This is a genomic window from Roseateles aquae, assembly GCF_032337115.1.
In the GTDB taxonomy this organism is placed as follows: domain Bacteria; phylum Pseudomonadota; class Gammaproteobacteria; order Burkholderiales; family Burkholderiaceae_C; genus Roseateles_C; species Roseateles_C aquae.
The window spans coordinates 171,519-187,940 of sequence record NZ_JAVXZY010000010.1 but is presented as its reverse complement, the minus strand read 5'-3'; the positions used below and the strand labels follow the sequence as shown (position 1 = coordinate 187,940).

Sequence of the window (16,422 nt, the reverse complement as noted above, 5' to 3'; positions counted from 1 at the left end):
GGGTGCCGAGCATCGCGGCCATGATGAATCGACGCCACCTTCTTTGCTGCGGCGGTGCAGCACTCGGCTTCTTCACCAGCCTCAGCAGCGAGCTGCAAGCCGCACCGCTGCGTAGCGCTGACAACCCGCCATCGACAAAGCGCGCGCCGCTGGACAGCGAGCTGCAAGCCCTGCTGGCGCGCTGCTGGCAGGGCCTGGCGCTGGACCAGCTGTGGGACGTGCACACCCATTTGCTCGGCAACGGCGACAGTGGCAGCGGTTGCCGGTTGAGCGCCAGCATGGACCAGTGGTGGCACCCGCTGGAGATGTTGCGCAAGCGGGTCATCACATCGGCCGCCTGTGCACAGCCGGGCAGCCAGGGCGGCATGGACCAGGCCTATGTGCAGCGCCTGCTGCAGCTGGCGGCCGACTTCCCCGCTGGCGCGCGCTGGCTGCTCTATGCCTTCGATGAGGCGCTGGACGAACACGGCCAAGCTCGACCGGACTGGACCACCTTCCAGACGCCTGACAGCTACGCCGCTGTGACGGCACAGAGCCAGCCCGAGCGCCTGGGTTGGGTGGCCTCCATCCACCCCTACCGCCCTGATGCGCTGGAACGGCTGAGTGAGGCAGAGCGACGCGGCGCCGTCGCGATCAAATGGTTGCCCAGCAGCATGAACATCTACCTGCGCGACCACCGGCTGCGCCCCTTCTATGATCGGCTGGCTACGCTGCAATGGCCGCTGATCGTCCACTGCGGCGAAGAACACGCGGTGCCAGGCGCGCAACGCCAGGACCTCGGCAATCCGCTGCTGCTGCGTGAGCCCCTGGCCCATGGCGTGCGGGTGATCGCCGCACACTGCGCCTCGCTGGGTCAGGCACTCGACCTGGACCATGCCCGCCCCCGGCCACGCCCGGCTTTTGAGTTGTTCGGCCGGCTGATGGACGAGGCGGACGGCCGTACGCGCCTGCTTGGCGACATCTCGGCGGTGTTCCAGTTCAATCGCGCTGCTGAGGTCTGGCACCAGCTGCTGCGGCGCGAGGATTGGCACGAGCGCCTGTTGCATGGCTCGGACTACCCCTTGCCCGCCGTGCGCCCGCTGCACCAGCTGGGGCAGCTGCGCCGCGCTGGCCTGCTCGATGAGCGCGACAGCGCCGCGCTGCAGCGCCTGCGCGACTTCAATCCGCTGCTCTTCGACCTGGCGCTCAAGCGCTGTGTGCGCTCCGGAGGGCAGCGCTTCAGCCCCCGGGTTTTCGCCAGCGCCCGGCACTTCGCAAGGCCGCTGTCGTAAGGCGATACTGCGCCGGCCGCGCCATCACCGGCACGGTCGACCGGAAGCCATCACCGCGTCGCCATCGATTCACGAGGGAGAGACACGCTTGTACGCCATGAAGACCACGACGCGCCATTGGGCCCAGACCTCGCTATTCAGCCTAGCGCTGTCGGTGAGTGGCCTGGCTCAGGCTGATGCCTCAACGGCATTGAGCGCCGCATCGACGATTCCCGTTGCCGTGTCGGTCGCCGCGCCGGTGGCGCTGATTGCCTCCGGGCTGGTGCTGAGCGTCGTCGCCGTTGAGGCCAGCGCCCAGGGCACGGTCTGGATTCTGGAGCGAGCCTCCGATGGCGCGCGCGTCAGCGTTCACCTGGCCGGTCAGATTCTCAAGGGTGCAGCGCTGGCTGCTGGCGCGGCAGTGACCGTCTCGGTGATCGGTGCTGGCACGGTGCTGTCGATCGCCGGCGAGGCGGTCTGCTTCATTCCCAACGAGATCGGTGCCGCGCTGCTCTACAACGAGCGTGTGAAGAAATGAGGCGCTGGCTGACGACGGCCCTGCTGGCACTAAGTGTCAGCACGGCACTGGCGGGCCGCCCCTGCGAAGAAAAGCCGCTGAGCATGCAGGAGCTGACCCAGGGGCTGAACCTCGCGCAGCTGACGGCGCAGCGTCTGAACGCCAGCGGTGCGCAGGTCGTGCTGTTGGCGCGCGCCGGGCAGGACCTATCCAAATATGGCCTGATATGGTCGCACCTCGGTCTGGCCTACAAGACCGAGTACGAGGGCCGGCCCGTCTGGCGCGTGCTGCACAAGCTCAACCATTGCGGCACGGCCGACGCCGGCATCTACCGGCAGGGCCTAGGCGAGTTCTTCCTGGACCGCCCGCATCGCTACGAGGCCGCCTACGTCGTGCTCTCGCCGGCCATGCAAGCCCAGCTACTGCCCTGGCTGAACCAGCCGCAACGGTTGATGGTGCTGCATGAACCGCGCTACTCGATGCTGGCCTACCCCTGGTCGACGCGCTACCAGCAGAGCAACCAATGGGTGCTGGAGGCGCTGGCCCTGGCCGCAGACACGAGGCTGCAGGACCGCGCCCAGGCGCAGGCCTGGCTGAAGGCGCACGACTACCGTCCCTCTGATCTGAAACTGTCCACCGTCACCCGGCTGGGCGCGCGCGTCAGCATGGCCAACATCGCCTTCGACGACCACCCGAGCGCACGCCGCTTCAGTGGTCACATCGAAACCATCACCGTCGACTCGATGTTCGCCTGGCTGAGCCGCGCCGGCCTGAGCGAGCCCGCCGTATTCATCAAGCCCTGAGAAGACGCCATGTCCGAAGCCCGACACGCCCACAGCAACCAGTTCGCCCTGCTCGGGCAACGCCGCTTCGCGCCCTTTTTCTGGACCCAGTTCCTCGGCGCCGGCAATGACAATCTGTTCAAGTTCGCCTTCACCGTGATGGTGACCTACCAGCTGCAGCTGCCCTGGCTGCCGCGTGAGCAGGCCGGGCTGGTGATTGGCGCGCTGTTCATCCTGCCCTTTGTGCTGTTCTCCGCCACCAGCGGCCAGCTGGCCGACAAGCTGGACAAGCACTGGCTGATGCGTCAGGTCAAGAACCTCGAGATCGGCATCATGGCGCTGGCCGGCTGGGGCTTCATCACCACCCAGGTGCCGGTGCTCTTGGCCTGCGTGTTCCTGATGGGCTTGCATTCAACGCTGTTCGGCCCGGTCAAGTTCGCCTACCTGCCGCAGCAGCTGAACGAGCAGGAGCTGACCGGCGGCAACGGCATGGTCGAGATGGGCACGTTTGTTGCCATCCTGCTCGGCAATGTGGCCGGCGGCCTGCTGATCGCCAGCGAGAACGGCGCCCGCCTGGTGGCCCTGGCCGCGCTCGGCGTGGCCGTGCTGGGCCGGCTGACGGCGCAGGCCATTCCGCTGACGCCGGCCATCGATCCCGGCCTGCGCATCAACTGGAACCCCTTCAGCGAGACCTGGCGCAATCTGCGCCTCGCGCATCAGCAGCTGGCGGTGTTCCGCTCGCTGCTGGGCATCTCGTGGATGTGGTTCTTTGGCGCCGTCTTCCTGGCCAATTTCCCGGCCTTTGCACGCCAGGTGCTGCAGGGCAATGAACAGGTGGCCTCGCTGCTGCTCGTCGTGTTCTCGATCGGCATCGGCACCGGCTCGCTGCTCTGCGAGGTGCTGTCGCGCCGCCATGTCGAAATCGGCCTGGTGCCGCTGGGCGCGATCGGCATGAGCCTGTTTGCCATCGATCTCTACCTGGCCTCGGCCCATCTGCCGGCACAGGCCGCGCTCTTGAGCCTGGGCAGCTTCCTGGCCGTGGCCGCGCATTGGCGGGTGCTGGCCGATCTGTGCCTGCTGGCGCTGTTTGCCGGCCTCTACAGCGTGCCGATGTATGCGCTGATCCAGCTGCGCACGCCACCCAGCCACCGCGCTCGCATCATGGCCGCCAACAACATCCTGAACGCGCTGTTCATGATCGCCAGCTCGCTGCTGGCCGGCATGCTCTTTGGTGCCGGGCTGACGATTCCGCAGCTCTTCCTGGCCGTGGCGCTGGCCAATGCGGTGGTGGCGGCCTACATCTTCCTGCTGGTGCCCGAGTACCTGCTGCGTTTCCTGGCCTTCGTGCTGTCGCGCCTGGTCTATCGCTTTCGCATCGTCAACGATGAGCAGATCCCGCTGCAGGGCCCGGCCATCCTGGTCTGCAATCACGTCAGCTTTGTTGACGCCATCCTGCTGATGGCGGCCAGCCCGCGGCCGATCCGCTTCCTGATGGACCATCGCATCTTCCGCATGCCGGTGCTGGGCTGGCTGTTCCGCTTGGCCAAGGCGATCCCGATCGCGCCGCAGAAGGAAAACCCGGCCGTCTACGAAGCCGCCTTTGCCGAGGCTCGCGCCGTGCTGGCCGAGGGCGAGCTGGTCTGCATCTTCCCCGAGGGCGGCATCACCCGCGACGGCCAGCTGCAGCCCTTCAAGGGCGGCGTGATGAAGCTGCTGGGCGAAGGCATTCCGGTCATCCCGATGGCGCTGCAAAACCTCTGGGGCTCCTACTTCTCGCGCATCGAGCAGGGCCAGGCCATGGTCAAGCCACTGCGGCGCGGCCTGTTCAGCCGGGTTGGCCTGCAGGTGGGCACACCGGCCAAGGCCGAGGGATTGAGCCCCGAGCTGCTGCGCGAGCAGGTCGCCACCCTCTTGCACATGCCCGGCTGATCCGTGGCGCTGAGATCGCTTTCAAGTTGATTTTCGTCAAGAGCCGCCTGGGAAGCCCGCTCATCTGTCAGATATTTGGTTGACTGACGCCGCTGATTGGCCGCTAATCAAGCCGTTTTCCGGGGTTTACGACCCTTGTAAAAAGGAAAACTAGGCTTGGTTTGGAACCGATTGCAAGCCCCACGGACCGGATGTCGGCGAGGGCTGGAAAGGCGTCGCATGAAGAGTTTCCCCAAGAGCGCAGCCGCGCCGGCCCCCGCTATTCAGCGTGGCGGCCTGGATCTGCGTCTGCTGGCCGTGATCGTGCTGGTCGCGCTGGCGCTGGCCCTGGTCTGGCGTGGTGAATGGCTGGCCCTGTGCACCTTGCCCCTGGTGGCCTGGCTGGGCGCCCAGCTGGGTCGGCGTGAGGCGCCGGCGCAAGCCGGCCCGCCCGCGCAGGCCGGCCTGGGCGTGATGCTGGAGCAACTGCTACCCGTCTGGGCACGCTTGCACGACGCCCTCAATGTCGCGCTGCAAAGCGGCTCCGAGGACTTGCTGCACAGCTTCTCCTCGATGATGGAGCTGCAGGAGCGGATGATGGCCGAGCTGGGCAAGGGCCCGACGGCGGACACCGCCGCGCTGCTGCTGCAGACGCAGGCGCTGGGTGAGCAATGCGAGCGCGCCATGCAAGGCCTGCAGTTCGGCGACCGGCTGACGCAGATGATCAGCGTGCTGAAAGATGAGCTGCTGCGCTTCGAATCACAGCTGCAGACCCTGGGCCTAGCCAGCGGCGACGACGCCCGGCGCTGGCTCGATGAGTTGCAGGCCCGCTACACCACCGACGAGCAACGCCGCTTCCATGCCGGCGAGCCGATGGAACCGCGGCAGGACAAGGTCCGCTTCTTCTGAACCCTTCCCGAGCCCACACTTCGAGAGATGCCCCATGAGCAAAACCATTCTGGTCGTTGATGATTCCAGCAGCTTCCGCACCGTCGTCAAACTGGCGCTGCAAAAGGCCGGCTACACGGTGGTCGAAGCCGGCGATGGCCGCGAGGCGCTGACCAAGCTGGGTGGCGCCAAGATCAATCTGATCGTCTGCGACGTCAACATGCCCAATATGGACGGGCTGACCTTTCTGAAGGAGGTCAAGACCATGGCCGCCTACAAGTTCACGCCGGTGATCATGCTGACCACCGAGTCGCAAGAATCGAAGAAGGCCGAGGGCAAGGCCGCCGGCGCCAAGGCCTGGATCACCAAGCCCTTCCAGCCCTCGCAGCTGGTCGACGCCGTCCAGCGCCTCTGCGTCTGAGCGCGCCGCATCGTGGCGAGCGACGATGACGGGACCCCGGCCCTGGTGCTGGGGCCGGAGCTGACGATTGCCCAGGCGGCCGAGGTGCGCCAGCAGCTGCTGGACCATCTGGCCGATCTGGACGCTCCACTGAGCCTGGACCTCAGCGGCGTCAGCGAGTTCGACAGTGCCGGTGTGCAGGTGCTGCTGGCCTTGCACGCCACGCTGGCTGCACGCGGCCATGCGCTGACCTTGCAGTCCCCCAGCGCCGTTGTGCGCGCGGCTTTGGACTGTTATCAGCTCAGCAGCCGCCTGATGCCCGCTGCGTCCGACGCGAAATCCTAGGAGACCTTGCATGTCCCTCAGTGACGACGATGCCGAGATTCTTGAAGTAGCGCGCGCCGGTTTCATTGAGGAAGCGCAGGAGATGCTGCGCCAGTACGAAGCCGCGCTGCTGGTGCTGGAGGATGACCCGCAAGACGCCGAAAGCCTCAACGCCGCCTTCCGTGCCGCCCACACGATCAAGGGCACGGCCGGCCTGTTCGGCTATGTCCATGTGGTCGGTTTCACCCACGAGGCCGAGACCCTGCTCGAAGCCTTGCGCTCCGGCCAGCGCGCGCTGGACGATGCGGTGATGGCCGCCTTGCTTGAGTCAGGCGATCAGATCAGCCGCCTGCTTGATCAGCTCGGCCAGGACGAGCCCGACGCCGAGGTATTGGCCCAGGGCCATGCGCTGGCCGCTCGCCTGCGTGCGCTGCTCGGCAAGGCCGAGGCAGAAGCGCCTGTCGCCGCTGAAGCCGTGCCCGAGGCGCCGACGCCGCCGGCTGAGCTGATCGAACCGATCTGGCATCTGTCGCTGCGCTTCGGGCCCGACGCGCTGCGCAGCGGTCTGGACCCGCTGTCCTTCCTGCGCTATCTGGTCACGCTGGGCAGCATCGAAGGCCTGCAGACCCTCACCGACAAAGTGCCCGTGCTGGAGCAGCTCGATGCCGAGGCCTGCTATCTGGGCTTTGAGCTGCGCCTGCGCAGCGAGGCCTCGCGTCAGGACATCGAGCGTGTGTTCGAGTTCGCCGCCGATGATGCCGATGTGCAGATCCTCGATCCCGGCGCACCACCGGCCGCCTTCGAGGCGCTGGCCGAGCGCCATTGCGGCACCGATGCGCAGGCTCGCGCGACGCTGTTTGCCTGCTGGCAATCGCTCGGGCTGGACTTCCAGCTGCGCCGCGTCGAGCTGGAAGTACCTAGCGCCGAGGAACCGGTCGTCGTGCCCCATATCGAGCGGCGCGACCCACAGGCCGCACGCAGCCCCAGCCGGCGCAGCGGCGAGGGCGACCGTCGGCAAGGCGGGCGTGACCGGCGTGCCGGCGACGAGACCCGCTTTGTGCGCGTGCGCGCCGACAAGCTGGACACGCTGATCGATCTGATCGGCGAGCTGGTCATCGCCGGCTCGGGTGCGCAGATGATTGCCCATCTGGAAAAGAACGATGTGCTGCTGGAGGCCACGCAGCGGGTGATGGACCTGGTGCAGGACACCCGCGATGGCGCCTTGGCGCTGCGCATGGTGCCCATCGGCGAAACCTTCGGCCGCTTCCAGCGCGTGGTGCGCGACATCACCAAGCAGCTTGGCAAGGAGATCGAGCTGGTTGTCACCGGCGGCGACACCGAGTTGGATAAATCGATGGTCGATGCCATCGCCGACCCGCTGATGCACCTGGTGCGCAACAGCCTGGACCATGGCATCGAAGCGGCCGCCGATCGCATCGCCGCCGGCAAGTCGCCGACCGGCCGGCTGGCCTTGAACGCCTTTCACGAGGCCGGTGCGGTGGTCATCGAGGTCAGCGACGATGGCCGCGGCCTGGCCCGCGAGCGCATCCTGGCCAAGGCCATCGAGCGGGAGCTGATTGAACCGGATCAGGTGCTGTCCGACCACGAGGTCTGGCAGCTGATCTTCCTGCCCGGCTTCTCGACCGCCGAGCAGATCACCGACATCTCCGGCCGCGGTGTCGGCATGGACGTGGTCAAGCGCAGCATCGAGACGCTGCGCGGCAGCATCGCGCTGACCAGCGAGACCGGCCGCGGCACGCTGACGCAGATCCGCCTGCCGCTGACGCTGGCGATGATCGATGGCTTCCTGACCATGGTCGGCGGTGTGCACTATGTGGTGCCGCTGGCCACGGTGGCCGAATGCATCGACCTGCCCCGTGAGTTCAACCCCGACAGCCAGCGCATCAGCGGCACTTTTGATCTGCGCGGCGAAGTCATGCCCTGGCTGGACCTGGCCCGCTTCTATGGCGTGGAGCCCGACACCAGCCGGCGCCGCAGCGTGCTGGTGGTGCGTGATGGCGGCAGCCGTGTCGGTCTGATCGTCGACCGGCTGCTGGGCGAACACCAGACCGTGATCAAGCCGCTGGCCGGCATCTTCCAGCACATGAGGGCCTTGGCCGGCTCAACGATTCTGGGCTCGGGCGACGTCGCCCTGGTGCTGGACATTGCCGGCCTGCTGACCGCGGCGCGGCGAAGTGCCTCAACAGAACAGAGTGCGCGATGACGCAACGGAGCTCAGCAGGGAAGCTGACTTGCCCCTTGGAGTATGCAGATGATTGCCTTCTTTCGTAAGTTGCTGCTCTGGCAGCGCTTCGTGCTGCTGGGCCTGATTGCGCTCATTGCCTGCGCCGTGCCCACCGTCCTGCTGGTGCAGGAAAGAAGCGCGCAATTGCAGACCGCACGCGAGGAGGCCGAGGGCCTGGCGCCGGCCCGCGCGACGGTCAAGCTGCTGCGTGAGCTGCAAACCCATCGTGGGCTGAGTGGACTGGCGATAGATGGCGACGCCAAGGCGCAAGACGAGCAGCGAACTCAGGAGCGAGAGGTCAACAACGCCTTCGGCGCCTTGCAAAAGCAGCTGGGCGGTTCGAACACCGCAAAGCCAGTCCTGGATCGCTTCAAGCAATTGCAGCAAGACTGGGCTGCCCTGATGAGCAAGTTCAGCGCCCATACCCTGGACGTGCCGACCAACCGCAGCGCGCACGGCCAGTTGGTCGCGCAGACCCAGCAGCTGATCGAAGCCGTGGCCGACGCCAGCGGCCTGTCGCTGGACCCCGAGGCGGTCAGCTACTTCACCATCGTTGCCGTGACTGATGCGCTGCCGCAGCTGACCGAATCGATCGCCCAGTCACGCGGCCGAGGTTGGACCCTGGTGGCCCAGCTGGCCGCCGGCAAGGACCCCAGCGCCCAGGAGCGCCAGAGCCTGGTGCAGGCGACGCGCGACAGCGACTTCTGGCGCCAGCGCGCCGAGCGCCAGCTCGGCAAGGCCCTGGGCCTCGACGAGGCCTTCAAGAAGACCATAGGCGACAAGCAGCAGGCCGCCAACAGCGCCGCCGAGGCCTTTGCCAAGCAGATGCGCGCCGAGGCCGCGGCCAGCAAGACCAGCAGCACGGCGCTGGAGACCTTCACCGCCGGCACCAAGGCTGTTGATGCCCAGTTCGCCCTGATCCACGCCGGCATGGACGTGCTGAACGAGATGCTGACACAGCGCGCCCAGCAGTTTGAGCGCCAGCGCGACGGGCTGTTGTTGGGCCTGGGCCTGGGCCTCGCACTGGCGATGGCACTGGGCGTGATCATTGTTCGTTCGGTCACCCAGCCGGTGCGCCAGGCGGTGGCCGCCGCGCAGGCCGTGGCCGGCGGCGATCTCGCCTACGCCATCGACACCAGCGCCAGCGATGAAGCCGGCCAGCTGCTGGCCAGCATGGCGCAGATGCAAACCAATCTGCGCGAGCGTGGTGAGCGCGACGCCCGCATCGCCGCCGAGAACGGCCGTGTGCGCCAGGCGCTGGAGCGCTGCTCGACCAATGTGATGGTGGCCGATGCCGCAGGCACCATCGTCTACATGAACCAATCGGTGCGCGAGATGATGGCGGGCAACGAGGCCCAGCTGCGCAAGCTGCTGCCGCAGCTCGACGTGTCGCGCATGCTCGGCCAGAGCATCGATATCTTCCACAAGAACCCGGCCCATCAGCAGCGCCTGCTGGCCGAGCTCAAGGGCGAGTACAGGACGCAGATCAGCCTGGCCGGGCTGAGCTTCTCGCTGATCGCCAATCCGGTGCTGGGTGAGCAGGGCGAGCGCCTGGGCAGCGTGGTCGAATGGCGCGACATCACCGCCGAGCTGGCAGCACAGGAAACCGAACAGCGCGTTGCCACCGAGAACGCGCGCATCAAGCAGGCGCTGGATGCGGCGGCGATGCCGGTGCGCATCGCCACCGTCGATGGCACCGTGGTCTATATCAACGAGGCCTTGCGCAAGATCCTGCAGCGCGATGCCGCGGCCTTCCGCACCGAGCTGCCGGGCTTTGACGCCAATCGTGTGGTCGGCAACTCGATCGGCCAGTTCTACAAGGATCCGCAGGCGGCCATCGAGCGGCTGCGCCAGCTGCGTCAGACCACCAGCACGGCGCTGCGCCTGGGTGGCCGCGACTACGATGTGACGACGACGCCGATTTTCGATGCCCAGGGCAATAACGTCGGCACCGTCGGGCAATGGCTGGACCGCACCGAGCAGTTGGCCGCCGAACGCGAGTTCGATGCCCTGGCCAGCGCCGCCACCGAGGGCGATCTGAGCCAGCGCATTCCGCTCGAAGGCAAGCAGGGCTTCTTCCTGCTGATGGGCGAAAAGTTCAACGGCCTGATCGACACCTTCAGCAACACCATTCGCGAGGTGCGCGCCGCCGCCGACCAGCTCGGCTCGGCCTCCGACCAGGTCTCGCAGACCTCGCAGTCGCTATCGCACGCAGCCTCGCAGCAGGCCGCCAATGTCGAGGAAACCACCGCCTCGCTGCAGGAGATTGCCGCCAGCGTCAAACAGAACGCCGACAACGCCGGCGTCACCGACGCGATGGCCAATACCGCGGCCCAGGAGGCCATGGAAGGTGGCCAGGCGGTCAGCATGACGGCCGATGCGATGAAGCAGATCGCCACCAAGATCTCCATCATCGACGACATCGCCTACCAGACCAATCTGCTGGCGCTGAACGCGGCCATTGAGGCGGCGCGGGCTGGCGAGCATGGCAAGGGCTTTGCCGTTGTCGCCGCCGAGGTGCGCAAGCTGGCCGAACGCAGCCAGGTGGCGGCGCAGGAGATCGGCCAGCTGGCCGGCAACAGCGTCAAGCTCTCCGAGCGCGCCGGCACCCTGCTCAGCAGCATGGTGCCGAATATCCAGAAGACCAGCGAGCTGGTGCAGGAAATCGCCAGTGCCTCGGGCGAGCAGTCCGATGGCGTCAACCAGATCAGCGGTGCGATGCACCACCTCTCCGGCGTCACTCAGCAGACGGCGTCTGCCTCCGAACAGCTGTCGGCCACCGCCGAGGAACTGTCGGCCCAGGCGGCGCAGCTGCAGGAGCTGATGGCCTATTTCCGGGTCCGTGAACAGCAGGCCGCTCGCGGCTCGCGTTGAAACCGTTTTGTCTCTCGTTCTTCGTCAGGGAGCCACCATGAACTGGGTCGCCAATCTCAAAGTCGGTCAACGTATAGGGCTGGGCTTCACACTGGTGCTGGCACTGCTGGCGGCCATCGTGGCCATTGCCATCAGAGATCTCAGCGAGGTGAACCATGCGCTGGAGCATGTAGTCGCTGAGAACTTCACGCGGCTGAATCTGCTCAACACGATGTCTGCGCAAGCTCACATCTCTCAGCGCCTGGTTCGCTCCTCCATCCTGGTGCGAACGCCGGAGAAGATCGAGGCCGAGCGCAGCAAGCTCAATGAAGCGCGTCAGGCCTATGACAAGGCCAGCGGCGAACTGGACAAGATCACTCTCCGCGACGAAGACAAAAAGGTCCTGGCCCAGGCCATGGTGCACGAAGGCAGCGTGCGTGATCAGATCGACATGGCCATACAGCAGGCCTTGGCCGGCAAGACGGCAGAGGCTACCAGCACGGTACTGGAACAGGTCAGCCCGGCCGGCAAGGCGCTGCAAGCTGAGCTGGACAAGGCGATCGCCCTGCAGCTCGAAGACGCAAAGGGCGATGTCGAGGAATCGGCCCAGAACTACGCCCGGGCGCGCAATCTGTTGCTCAGTCTGACCGGCGCCGCCTTGTTGATCGGGGCCGGCATGGGCTGGTGGGTCACGCGCAGCGTCACCCGGCCGCTGGCCGCTGCCGGCCGCTACGCCGACGCCATCGGCAGCGGCAAGCTCGATAACGACATCCAGGCTCGTGGCGGCGACGAAACCGCGGTGCTGCTGCGCGGCCTCGACCAGATGCAGACCCAGCTGCGCGAACGCAACGAACGCGATGGCCGCATTGCCGCCGAAAACGCGCGCGTTCGACAAGCGCTGGACAGCTGCTCAACCAATGTGATGATCGCTGACGTCGATGGCGGCATCGTCTACCTGAACAAATCAGTGTCCAAGATGCTGGAGCAGCGCGAGGCCAGCCTGCGCAGCAGCCTGCCGAATTTTGTTGCCCGCGAGGTGCTAGGGAAGAACTTCGACGTCTTCCATCGCAACCCCGCACATCAGCAGCAGCTGCTGGCCAAGCTCGACGGCGAGTACCGCACGCAGATCAAGGTTGCAGGACTGAGCTTTTCCCTCACGGCCAATCCGATTCGCGACGAAAAAGGCGGGCGCTTGGGAACCGTCGTTGAGTGGCTGGACATGACCGAGCAGCTGGCCGCGCGCGAGCAGGAATTGCGCATCGCAACAGAGAACGCACGCGTACGCCAAGCACTCGACCGCTGCTCAACCAACGTCATGATTGCCGACGCCGACGGCTGCATCATCTACAACAACCTGTCGGTCGCTGAGATGATGAAGCGCAACGAGAGCGAGTTGCGCAAAGTGCTGCCGCAGTTCGATGCAGGTCGCATCGTCGGCGCCAACTTCGACCAGTTCCATCGCCACCCTGCCCATCAGCGCAATCTGCTGGCCGGGCTGAAGACGCAGTACAAGACCGACATCAAGGTGGGCAGCCTGAGTTTTGCTTTGATCGCCAATCCAATCAATAGTGCCGACGGGCAACGCCTGGGCACCGTGGTCGAGTGGAGCGACCGCACACGTGAGGTCGCCGTCGAGGCCGAAATCGGCGGCATGGTCGATGGGGCGACGCAAGGTGACTTCTCGCAGCGCATCGCGCTGGAGGGCAAGGAGCCCTTCTTCCGCATGCTGGGGGAGAAGTTCAATGCGCTGGTCGAGACGGTCAGCGGCACGATTCTCGAGGTACGTGCCGCCGCCGACCAGCTCGGATCAGCCGCCGACCAGGTCTCGCAGACCTCGCAGTCGCTGTCGCATTCGGCCTCACAGCAGGCCGCCGGTGTCGAGCAGACCACCGCCTCGTTGCAGGAGATGGCGGCCAGCGTCAAGCAAAACGCCGACAACGCCGGCGTCACCGACGCCATGGCCAACAAGGCCGCGCAGGAAGCGATGGAAGGCGGACAGGCCGTCAGCATGACGGTCGACGCGATGAAGCAGATTGCCACCAAGATCTCCATCATCGACGACATCGCCTACCAGACCAATCTGCTGGCACTGAACGCCGCCATCGAGGCGGCGCGGGCGGGCGAGCATGGCAAGGGCTTTGCCGTTGTTGCCGCCGAGGTGCGCAAGCTGGCCGAGCGCAGCCAGGTCGCCGCGCAGGAGATCGGCCAGCTGGCCGGCAACAGCGTCAACCTGGCCGAGCGCGCCGGCCATCTGCTGACCAGCATGGTGCCCAGCATCCAGAAGACCAGCGAGCTGGTGCAGGAGATCGCGGCCGCCTCCGGCCAACAGGCCGATGGCGTCAATCAGGTGACCGGCGCGATGAACCATCTGGCCGGCACCACCCAGCAGACCGCCTCGGCCTCCGAGCAGCTGTCGGCTACCGCCGAGGAACTGTCGGCCCAGGCTTCGCAGCTGCAAGAACTGATGGCGTACTTCCAGCTGCGTCAGCAAAGCGCGGCAGCCGGTCGGACGAATCGACACGCCTGAACTCAGGCCAAAACGCACAGGGACGAAAAAGATGAGAAACAACCTCCCCATCACCCAGCAGGAGTACCTGCTGCGTGAGGGCGCGACCATCGTCTCCAAGACCGATCTCAAGGGTCGCATCAGCTACGTCAACGATGACTTCCTCGAGGCCAGCGGCTTCAGCGAGGCGGAGCTGATCGGGCAGCCGCACAACCTGGTGCGCCACCCCGACATGCCGGAGGAGGCCTTTGCCGATTTGTGGCTGTCGTTGTCGCAGGGGCGGCCCTGGTCCGGCCTGGTCAAGAACCGGCGCAAGAACGGCGACCATTACTGGGTGCTGGCCAATGCCACGCCGATACGCGAGGGCGAGCAGGTGGTTGGCTATATGTCGGTGCGCACGCGACCGACGCGTGAGCAGATCGATGCGGCCGACGCCTTCTATCGCAAGCTCAAGAGCGGCAATGCCAAGGGCTGGGCGGTGCAGGACGGTCAGCCCGTGCGGCTGGGCCTGGCACTGCGTTGGCGCCGCCTGGCCGGCGGCCTGAACCTGGGCAGCAAGCAGCTGGGCGTCGCCATCGCCTTGCTGATTGGCGGCCTGGGCCTGGGCTGGTGCGCCGCGAAAGGCCAATGGCAACCGGCCCTCGCCGCAGCCTTGCTGGCCGTGCTCGGCAGCTTCAGCCTCTGGCAGCTGACACGGCGCATGACGAGCACACTGGGCTCGGCGGCTGAGCTCCTGGAACGCTTTGGCCAGGGCCGCTTCGATGGCATCGTGCCGCTGCAGGGGCGCGACCAATTGGCCGAGATGCTGATGGCGCTGCGCCGTGTGCAGACCCGTCTGGGTTTCGAGTTTGCCGATGCCAAGCGCCGTGCCGAAGATGCCGAGCGCATCCGCCAGGCGCTGGACGTGGCCGCCACCAATATGATGGTGGCCGACGCCGGCTACAACATCATCTATGGCAATGCCTCGCTGACAGCCATGCTCGCGACGGCCGAGGCCGACATCCGCAAGGACCTGCCGCGCTTCAGCGCGGCGACGGTGATTGGCAGCAATATCGATGCCTTCCACAAGCAGCCGGCGCATCAGCGCGAGATGCTGGACCGCCTCAAGGGCACGCACACCACAAGGCTGAATCTGGGCGGCCGGCGCTTCGATCTGATCGTCAACCCGGTGCTGGCCCATGGCAAGCGCCTGGGCACGGTGGTCGAATGGCGCGACATGACGGCCGAACTGGCCGCACGCGAGCGCGAACAGCTGCTGGCCGCCGAGAACGCCCGGGTGCGCCAGGCCTTGGACAGCTGCTCAACCAATGTGATGATCGCCGACGCCGAGGGTCAGATCATCTACAACAACCACTCGGCGGCGCAGATGATGATGCGCAACGAGGCCGAGCTGCGCAAGGCCCTGCCGCAGTTCGACGCGCGCCGCATCGTCGGCAGCAGCTTCGATCAGTTCCATCGCCATCCGGCTCACCAGCGCCAGTTGCTGGCCGAGCTGAAAGGTGACTACCGGACCGAGATCAAGGTGGCCGACCTCAGCTTCGCGCTCAGCGCCAGCCCCATCAATGACGGCGAGGGTCAGCGCCTTGGCACGGTGATCGAATGGAAGGACAGAACGACCGAGGTGGCCGTTGAAAGCGAGATCGGCAACATGGTCGATGGCGCCACCCAGGGCGACTTCTCCAAGCGCATTGAGCTCGATGGCAAGGAGCCCTTCTTCCGCATGCTGGGCGAAAAGTTCAACAGCCTGGTCGACACCGTCAGCGGCACCATTCTGGAGGTTCGCGCCGCCGCGGACCAGCTGGGCTCGGCGGCCGACCAGGTCTCGCAGACCTCGCAATCGCTGTCGCACTCGGCCTCCGAGCAGGCGGCCAGCGTCGAGCAAACCACCGCCTCGCTGCACGAAATGGCTGCCAGCGTGAAACAGAACGCCGACAACGCCGGCATCACCGATGCGATGGCCAACAAGGCCGCCCAGGAGGCGATGGAAGGCGGCCAGGCCGTCAGCATGACGGTGGACGCGATGTCGCAGATCGCCACCAAGATCTCCATCATCGACGACATCGCCTACCAGACCAATCTGCTGGCGCTGAACGCGGCCATCGAGGCGGCGCGGGCGGGTGAGCATGGCAAGGGCTTTGCCGTCGTTGCCGCCGAAGTGCGCAAGCTGGCCGAGCGCAGCCAGGTGGCGGCGCAGGAGATTGGCCAGCTGGCCGGCAATAGCGTCAATCTGGCCGAGCGCGCCGGCCATCTGCTGACCAGCATGGTGCCCAGCATCCAGAAAACCAGCGAGCTGGTGCAGGAGATCGCCGCGGCCTCGGGCGAGCAGTCGCAGGGCGTCAGCCAGATCACCGGGGCGATGAACCACCTCGCCGGTTCGACCCAGCAGACGGCCTCGGCCTCGGAGCAGTTGTCGGCCACTGCCGAGCAGCTCTCGGCCCAGGCCGCGCAGCTGCAGGAGCTGATGGCCTTTTTCCGGCTCAGTGCGGCGCAGTCCAGCGGCAGGCAGGCGCCGAGCGCTGAACCGACCCAGCGGGTCCGGGCAACGCCAGGCAGCGGCCGCGCCAGTCCGGCGGCGGCAGGCACGCCGCCACAGGCCAAGGCACCGGCGGCCAAGGCTGCGTTGGATGCCAGCGGACGCCCGCGCAGCCGCGTTGGCAAGACCTCGGCGCCCGGCTGGAAGTCCGGTGACGGCACTGCGGCCGGTGGCATCGATGAAACCAAGTTCAAACGCTTTTAAGAAGCTCAGACC

At 66.4% G+C, this 16,422-nt stretch carries 11 protein-coding genes; all 11 read left to right on the top strand.

Going from position 1 to position 16,422, the window contains the following annotated elements; all coding sequences use genetic code 11:
* Window positions 1-23 precede the first annotated feature (23 nt).
* The 11 genes from RQP53_RS20790 to RQP53_RS20740 all read left to right on the top strand — a co-directional run bounded on the left by RQP53_RS20790 (window position 24) and on the right by RQP53_RS20740 (window position 16,410).
* Window positions 24-1,271, top strand: a complete 1,248-nt coding sequence (locus RQP53_RS20790; protein WP_315652608.1) for an amidohydrolase family protein — start codon at window positions 24-26, stop codon at window positions 1,269-1,271.
* 97 nt (window positions 1,272-1,368) lie between these two features.
* Window positions 1,369-1,788 (top strand): hypothetical protein, encoded by a 420-nt coding sequence (locus RQP53_RS20785; RefSeq protein ID WP_315652639.1) that lies wholly within the window; start codon window positions 1,369-1,371, stop codon window positions 1,786-1,788.
* Entirely contained in the window at window positions 1,785-2,570 is a 786-nt protein-coding gene (locus RQP53_RS20780; RefSeq protein ID WP_315652607.1) for a DUF2145 domain-containing protein, read from the top strand. Before RQP53_RS20785 ends, RQP53_RS20780 begins: the two co-directional genes overlap by 4 nt.
* Before the next feature lie 9 nt (window positions 2,571-2,579).
* On the top strand, window positions 2,580-4,478 hold the full coding sequence (locus RQP53_RS20775; RefSeq protein WP_315652606.1) for an MFS transporter: 1,899 nt from the start codon (window positions 2,580-2,582) through the stop codon (window positions 4,476-4,478).
* Window positions 4,479-4,697: 219 nt separating this feature from the next.
* Window positions 4,698-5,366 carry a hypothetical protein gene (locus RQP53_RS20770; protein WP_315652605.1) on the top strand — a complete coding sequence of 223 codons (669 nt, stop codon included), beginning with the start codon at window positions 4,698-4,700 and terminating at the stop codon, window positions 5,364-5,366.
* A gap of 34 nt (window positions 5,367-5,400) precedes the next feature.
* Window positions 5,401-5,766 carry a response regulator gene (locus tag RQP53_RS20765; RefSeq protein ID WP_315652604.1) on the top strand — a complete coding sequence of 122 codons (366 nt, stop codon included), beginning with the start codon at window positions 5,401-5,403 and terminating at the stop codon, window positions 5,764-5,766.
* 12 nt (window positions 5,767-5,778) lie between these two features.
* Complete coding sequence (locus RQP53_RS20760; RefSeq protein WP_315652603.1) at window positions 5,779-6,090, top strand: STAS domain-containing protein; 312 nt, start codon at window positions 5,779-5,781, stop codon at window positions 6,088-6,090.
* 10 nt (window positions 6,091-6,100) lie between these two features.
* Window positions 6,101-8,293, top strand: coding sequence for a chemotaxis protein CheA (locus RQP53_RS20755; RefSeq protein ID WP_315652602.1), 2,193 nt, complete (start codon window positions 6,101-6,103; stop codon window positions 8,291-8,293).
* 48 nt (window positions 8,294-8,341) lie between these two features.
* Window positions 8,342-11,188: a methyl-accepting chemotaxis protein gene (locus RQP53_RS20750; RefSeq protein WP_315652601.1), complete on the top strand. Its 2,847-nt coding sequence runs from the start codon at window positions 8,342-8,344 to the stop codon at window positions 11,186-11,188.
* A gap of 37 nt (window positions 11,189-11,225) precedes the next feature.
* Window positions 11,226-13,694, top strand: a complete 2,469-nt coding sequence (locus RQP53_RS20745) for a methyl-accepting chemotaxis protein (protein ID WP_315652600.1) — start codon at window positions 11,226-11,228, stop codon at window positions 13,692-13,694.
* A 31-nt stretch (window positions 13,695-13,725) separates the two neighbouring features.
* Window positions 13,726-16,410, top strand: coding sequence for a methyl-accepting chemotaxis protein (locus RQP53_RS20740; RefSeq protein ID WP_315652599.1), 2,685 nt, complete (start codon window positions 13,726-13,728; stop codon window positions 16,408-16,410).
* Window positions 16,411-16,422: the final 12 nt, after the last annotated feature.

What these genes read in the sequence shown, in the direction of transcription:
- RQP53_RS20790 (WP_315652608.1), top strand. Translation starts at nt 24, where the DNA reads ATGAATCGACGCCACCTTCTTTGCTGCGGCGGTGCAGCACTCGGCTTC.
- RQP53_RS20785 (WP_315652639.1), top strand. Translation starts at nt 1,369, where the DNA reads ATGAAGACCACGACGCGCCATTGGGCCCAGACCTCGCTATTCAGCCTA.
- RQP53_RS20780 (WP_315652607.1), top strand. Translation starts at nt 1,785, where the DNA reads ATGAGGCGCTGGCTGACGACGGCCCTGCTGGCACTAAGTGTCAGCACG.
- RQP53_RS20775 (WP_315652606.1), top strand. Translation starts at nt 2,580, where the DNA reads ATGTCCGAAGCCCGACACGCCCACAGCAACCAGTTCGCCCTGCTCGGG.
- RQP53_RS20770 (WP_315652605.1), top strand. Translation starts at nt 4,698, where the DNA reads ATGAAGAGTTTCCCCAAGAGCGCAGCCGCGCCGGCCCCCGCTATTCAG.
- RQP53_RS20765 (WP_315652604.1), top strand. Translation starts at nt 5,401, where the DNA reads ATGAGCAAAACCATTCTGGTCGTTGATGATTCCAGCAGCTTCCGCACC.
- RQP53_RS20755 (WP_315652602.1), top strand. Translation starts at nt 6,101, where the DNA reads ATGTCCCTCAGTGACGACGATGCCGAGATTCTTGAAGTAGCGCGCGCC.
- RQP53_RS20750 (WP_315652601.1), top strand. Translation starts at nt 8,342, where the DNA reads ATGATTGCCTTCTTTCGTAAGTTGCTGCTCTGGCAGCGCTTCGTGCTG.
- RQP53_RS20745 (WP_315652600.1), top strand. Translation starts at nt 11,226, where the DNA reads ATGAACTGGGTCGCCAATCTCAAAGTCGGTCAACGTATAGGGCTGGGC.
- RQP53_RS20740 (WP_315652599.1), top strand. Translation starts at nt 13,726, where the DNA reads ATGAGAAACAACCTCCCCATCACCCAGCAGGAGTACCTGCTGCGTGAG.